Genomic DNA, 5,705 nt, shown 5'->3' with positions numbered 1-5,705 from the left:
TCCGCCCTTTTACCAAAAATAAGATGGCTCAGTGAACTGAGCCATCTTATTTTTAATTACAAAAGCAGATACAAAATGCAGTACAAATTGAGCTACATTTTCGATTGCATTTTCATGTTTTGCGACAGGAAACGGAACCCGTTAGGAAATTACCGCCTCCTTTTTACATCTCCCATTGATCTAAGGAATCTATGGTATAAGTCGGCTTCCTATCGTATCCGGAAAGCAGTTCCTTCGTTGTTACCCCCGTGTGAACTAATAATGTATCCATGCCTGCATTCATGCCTGCTAAAATATCAGTATCATAATAGTCGCCAACCATCAAGGTTTCGTCTTTCGGTGTACCTAATACTTTTAAGGCCTGTTCCATAATAATCGCTTCAGGTTTTCCGATAAATATAGGCTTTGTTTGGGTAGAAACAGTAATTACCGATGTAAGTGATCCATTCCCTGGAAGCAAGCCTCTTTCAGTCGGGATGGCGATATCTCCATTGGTTGAAATAAAGGTTGCACCGTTACGAACAGCCAAACATGCGACCGCCAATTTTTCATAACTGATTTCGCGGTCGATACCTACTACTACAAAATCAGCATCTTCCCCGCCATATATCAGGCCCTTCTCTTCAATAGCTGACCGAATACCCTCTTCGCCAATCACATAAACAGTGGCATCCTTCTTACGTTCATAGATATAATTAGCCGTCGCCTGGCTGGTCGTAAAAACCTGTTTCTCTACCGCTGGGATATCAAAGTTGGACAGCTTATCTGCAACCTGTGCCGGGGTCCTTGAAGAATTATTGGTAACAAATAAATAGGGAATTTGTTGATCGCGAAGTTTTTTCACAAAATCGGAGGCCGCTTCAATACGCTCCGTCCCTTTATACATCGTTCCATCTAAATCAATTAAATAACCTTTGTATTTTTTCAAAAATCATCACTCCTAAAAATATTATTACCAAATATGAGAAAAAGACCGGTGCAAACGGTCTTTTCATTAGTTTTTAAAAGCAGAAACCGGCCCTAGTTCATTGGCGAGATAGTCACGGACATTCGCTGTGAAGTTAACCAGTTCATGTAGATGTTTGGAAAAGACTTCTTGGAGTTCCTGATGATTTATCTCCGTATAAAATTGGACAAGTCTTTTTCGGTATTGGATCATGATTTTTAAACCATTCCCTGTTTCGGCTGAAATAACCTTTTCATCCATTAAAATATCAATGATGTCATCGTAACTTCCTGGATCACGCATAATAAACCCGTCGATCATCGCATTTCCAACGTCCAAAACGGACTCAATCATCATATGGTTTAAACGCTCAAGTGCTGCCTTTTCAAGTGGGGTTGACCATTGCTCTTGGTTTAAGAAGAGTTGAATTTGCGTTTCCAAATATTTTAATATCTCTTCAATCTTTTCCCTGTCCACAAAATACATCGTTTCACTACCTCCATTTTCTATGCTGCTACATTCTTACTAACGCTGCTGGTCGTGCATAAAAAAAACCTTGTGCTAAGTCAACATTATTTCTCTTTAAAACAGATGCTTCTGCCTCGTTTTCGATGCCTTCTGCGACGACGATGGAACCTGCTTCTCTTGCAATGAGCATCAAGCCTTGGAGCATCGATTCTTTGACCGAATTTTTATCAATATTTTGAATGACGGAACGGTCAATTTTTATAATATCCGGCATGATTTCACTAATAATACTTAAACTAGAATATCCGGCACCGGTATCGTCCATCGCTATTTTGTACCCCATTAACCGAAGCATTTTTATGTTATAAATAAAATTCTTTAACCCCTCAATGGAATCATTTTCAGTCACTTCAAAGGTAATTTGCAGCGGAGAAATATTCTTGTATTTTTCCATTATTATTTTTAAATCCCCGATAAAGCGAATATTACTAAGTGTTAAAGGTGTACAATTGACAAAGATATTTTGGCGGCATCTTGTTGCCTTAATTTGCTCTAGAACCTTCTCGATGACCAGCAATTCAAGTTCGTAAAGCAAGCCAGTCTGTCTTGCAACTGAAAAAAGCTGCAAGGGACTCTCTAACACGGTTCCATCTGGGCCACGTGTAAGCATTTCGACCGCCTTTACTTCTTTTGTTGCTACATCAATGATTGGCTGTGCTAATAATTTTATATCTTTTTTGAAAATAATCTTTTTAATCGTCTGGACCATTTCATTCCATTCTGACTTAATTCTTTTTTCTGCCATTGCAATCGCCTGCCTGCGGGCACTTTCAACTGAATGCATGATCGAATAATTCTTTTTTTCCACATACATATAACCAGATTCAAACTCTGGCTGAAGGATTGGAAATTGCTGACGAAGAATAGCTTCCACACTGTAAATAATTTTTGCCATGATCATATTTATTTCTGATAGGCAATGGTTAGCATCATCAACTTTTATAAAAAGTGTCAGACCGTCCCCATAAAAGTCCTCGAGTGTAATTACGTCTAGTTTGACAATTTGCGATTCTATGGTCTTACGGAATGCCTTTTTTATCTGCTTTATTAATTGTGTGTACTGGGATTGACTTAACTGATCTGTTATTTCGTTAGTATCCTTTAAATTAAATACGATCACAGCTACTTCATGTCCGTTATTAAATGCAGCTGTTACTCCCTCTAATACAGGGTTTCGCAGAATAAATTGAGGAGGATAAAAACGTATTGACGAAAGAGGTAATAGAATCTTTCCCCATTGCATTACATTTTTGGCCTTTTCCATGTAACGACGGATCATTCGATCATTCCTCTCAGGTGTCCACTTTGAGAATTTAGCTTAATTGTAACATAATTTGACATCGTTCGTGTTTTGATTCCTAAAAACTTGTGAAAATTTTGGAAAATTCTTCATTCCCCTCTACTAGCTTTTTTTGTTACTATAAAGAGGATGTCGAAAATACGGATTTATTTATAAAGGGGTTTATAAAATGTCAGAACGCTTTTTCTTATACGATGATACAGAGGATACAAAAACAAGATTTGTCAGCTTTGTTGGTGAAAATCAACGCTTTGATTTAGCGATCGTCCAAAGTGACCGTCATTTTGGGAAGCATCTCGTTCTTGATATGCAGGGAAGCCGTTTTGCAATTATCGGCCCAGATGATTTGCAAGAAGAAGGCTATTTGGAGTATGCTTTTCAATTAAATGAAGCAGATGCGGAAGAATTAAGAAGCTTCTTTATGGAATTAATTTAATGTTGAGTCATGAATTACCCTCTCTTTGAAAATAATAAGGCTAAAAGGGGGCGTAATGATGACGGAAGAAGAAAAATATACGGAATTATCCAATGTTGAAAAACAAAGGAATTTCCTTACAGCGGAAGAATTCCCGGAAGGACCTTTAGGTTCGCCTATTCGCGAAAACGAGCCGGTGCAGAACAAAAGCACGCCTTGGAAAGATGGGCAACGGCCATACAGTGCCTTTAATTACGAAAATAAAACACTTCATCAAGATCTTCCTCGGCAGATGGACGGAGCACATCCCACCCACGATGACCAAGCAAAAGATCAACAGCCACCATATACCGAATCAACGTAAAAGAAGGGCCAGTTCAGCTGACCCTTCTTTTATTTCTTCACTTTTTTCAAGACAAAATAGGCACAGCCAAAATTGCAATATTCATATAGGTATTCACTCAGTGTACTAATTTTTGTATCAAAAGTGGCTTTTTGGTTTTGGTCGTCGAAAAAGCCCTTTAACCGAAGCTGACCATAACCCCAATCGCCAACCACATAATCATATCTTGTCAAAATATCACTAAACCTTGCTTTAAGAGCCTCTTCATTAAAGCCGTTTCTATGTTCTTGAACCATTTCATAAACAGTGTTATTCATAATAATCATGATATTTCACCTCTTTTGCCAACTAATTCCTAATAACCATTATAACCGATTCCCCATCAATTGCTAAGAAAATAAATCCGTTTAATGGCTATTCTAAGAAAAGGAGGTGTTTCATTTTGAAAAAATTAGTCATAATCCTGGGATTATGTACGCTGACAGCTTTAACAGGATGTTCGAAGGATATGGGCAACCGTGATGTGTATGAGGAAAGCGGCAATACCATCAATGTAAATAATAAAAGGCATGACCTTTACAATGAAGGGGCAAGTCGTAGTGTTCGTAACGCAAGCAACAATTATGGCTTTGTCCGTCATCAAAAAAGCCCGCTCATGAATGATAATACAGCCAATGACCACTATACTGCCTTAGACCGCGAACAGGTGGCCAATATCATTAGTAAATTCAGTACAGAAATTCCTAATGTCAATGATGTTGCCACACTTGTCACAGACCAAGAAGTATTGATTGCTTATAAGACAGATTCCAAAGATCGCAATTTGACGGCTGACCAAGTAAAGAAAACAGCGATGTCTGTCGTTCCTAGGTATTACCATGTCTTCGTTACTGACAATAAAGTCCTCATGAGGGATGTAGAAAATCTGGCAAACCTTGATTCCACTAGCCGGAACGCTCGGAATTTAGTGAATGGGCTTATTAAACAAATGAAAAAATCTCCACAAGGACAACGCATAAGTTCAAGTGAGGATGAAAATGGACTGACCCCTGACGACAATATGGGCAGGAACAATCAATAAAACAAAGAGTTCAGTCACTATTGACTGAACTCTTTGTTTAAGCTTCCTGTACCTCTTGTTCACCAAGTAGTTGCTTGTGTTTCGCTGCAGCACTAACCTGTTCATCGGCATGGTAGGATGAGCGGACAAGCGGGCCTGCTTCACAATGACTGAAGCCTTTACTTTTCGCAATTTGCTGTAATTCTTTAAATTCATCGGGGCTATAATATTTCTCAACCTTTAGATGACCTTTTGTCGGCTGTAAATATTGACCGATTGTCATAATATCAATGTGATTTGCTCGTAAATCATCCATAACCTCAAGAATTTCTTCCCATGTTTCTCCCAATCCAACCATTAGGCTGGATTTTGTTGGAATATTAGGCTGCATTTCCTTTGCCCGACGTAGAAACTCTAGAGAACGATCATATTTTGCACGGGCTCTAACTCTTGGTGTCATCCGTCTAACCGTCTCAATATTGTGGTTTAAGATATCAGGTTTAGCGTCCATTAGCATACGAAGGTTTTCTTCCTTTCCACCCATATCGGATGGAAGCACTTCAATACTTGTGAATGGATTTTTACGTCGAATCGCACGAACGGTTTCGGCAAAAATGGCAGCACCGCCATCCTTAAGATCATCACGTGCTACAGCTGTGACAACCACGTGTTTTAAGTTCATCAATTGAACAGAGTCTGCAACCCTTTCAGGCTCTTTCCAATCTAACTCTGTTGGCAGACCGGTTTTAACGGCACAGAAACGGCAGGCACGGGTACATGTATCACCAAGAATCATGAAGGTAGCCGTCCGTCTTTCGGCCCAGCATTCATGAATATTAGGGCAGCGTGCTTCTTCACAAACCGTATGCAGATTCTTTTCACGCATCATTTTTTTCAAGCCCGTATAGGACTCATTCGTATTCAGTTTTATTTTTAACCAATCGGGTTTTCTTAGAACATCTTCTTTCTTACTCATTAATTGTTACACCCCTTGAAGCTAGAAATGAATCTTCTTTGTCACTTTACCATACTGAAAAAATATCGACAAGCAAATCGGTTTAGAATACCAGCTTGGACCGTTCCTAAAAATATAGACATTGATGGATATTACTA

At 38.9% G+C, this 5,705-nt stretch carries 8 protein-coding genes; 3 read left to right on the top strand and 5 right to left on the bottom strand.

What is annotated here, in order from left to right:
- Positions 1 to 163: 163 nt before the first annotated feature.
- From BDR01S_RS24165 to BDR01S_RS24155, 3 genes are all read right to left on the bottom strand, one after another.
- Positions 164 to 928, bottom strand: a complete 765-nt coding sequence (locus BDR01S_RS24165; protein WP_066258571.1) for a TIGR01457 family HAD-type hydrolase — start codon at positions 926 to 928, stop codon at positions 164 to 166.
- 66 nt (positions 929 to 994) lie between these two features.
- On the bottom strand, positions 995 to 1,432 hold the full coding sequence (locus BDR01S_RS24160) for a DUF86 domain-containing protein (RefSeq protein WP_066258573.1): 438 nt from the start codon (positions 1,430 to 1,432) through the stop codon (positions 995 to 997).
- A 28-nt stretch (positions 1,433 to 1,460) separates the two neighbouring features.
- Positions 1,461 to 2,753 (bottom strand): EAL domain-containing protein, encoded by a 1,293-nt coding sequence (locus BDR01S_RS24155; protein ID WP_066258576.1) that lies wholly within the window; start codon positions 2,751 to 2,753, stop codon positions 1,461 to 1,463.
- 190 nt (positions 2,754 to 2,943) lie between these two features.
- On the opposite strand from BDR01S_RS24155, the gene BDR01S_RS24150 reads away from it, so the two are divergent.
- Together BDR01S_RS24150 and BDR01S_RS24145 are read left to right on the top strand one after the other, a co-directional pair.
- Complete coding sequence (locus BDR01S_RS24150; RefSeq protein ID WP_066258577.1) at positions 2,944 to 3,210, top strand: DUF3055 domain-containing protein; 267 nt, start codon at positions 2,944 to 2,946, stop codon at positions 3,208 to 3,210.
- 58 nt (positions 3,211 to 3,268) lie between these two features.
- Positions 3,269 to 3,553 (top strand): cytosolic protein, encoded by a 285-nt coding sequence (locus BDR01S_RS24145; RefSeq protein WP_066258579.1) that lies wholly within the window; start codon positions 3,269 to 3,271, stop codon positions 3,551 to 3,553.
- Positions 3,554 to 3,582: 29 nt separating this feature from the next.
- Here BDR01S_RS24145 and BDR01S_RS24140 read toward each other — a convergent pair whose 3' ends face one another.
- Positions 3,583 to 3,858, bottom strand: coding sequence for a YutD family protein (locus BDR01S_RS24140; RefSeq protein WP_066258581.1), 276 nt, complete (start codon positions 3,856 to 3,858; stop codon positions 3,583 to 3,585).
- 116 nt (positions 3,859 to 3,974) lie between these two features.
- On the opposite strand from BDR01S_RS24140, the gene BDR01S_RS24135 reads away from it, so the two are divergent.
- Positions 3,975 to 4,613 (top strand): YhcN/YlaJ family sporulation lipoprotein, encoded by a 639-nt coding sequence (locus BDR01S_RS24135; RefSeq protein ID WP_066258583.1) that lies wholly within the window; start codon positions 3,975 to 3,977, stop codon positions 4,611 to 4,613.
- A 37-nt stretch (positions 4,614 to 4,650) separates the two neighbouring features.
- On the opposite strand, the gene lipA is transcribed toward BDR01S_RS24135, so the two are convergent.
- Complete coding sequence (gene lipA / locus BDR01S_RS24130) at positions 4,651 to 5,568, bottom strand: lipoyl synthase (RefSeq protein WP_066258585.1); 918 nt, start codon at positions 5,566 to 5,568, stop codon at positions 4,651 to 4,653.
- Positions 5,569 to 5,705 lie beyond the last annotated feature (137 nt).

Origin of the sequence: Neobacillus drentensis NBRC 102427 (assembly GCF_001591445.1) — a bacterium.
GTDB classification, from domain to species: domain Bacteria; phylum Bacillota; class Bacilli; order Bacillales; family Cytobacillaceae; genus Neobacillus; species Neobacillus drentensis.
Note: the sequence above shows the minus strand (reverse complement) of the source record. Positions and strands in the feature narration are given on the sequence as shown.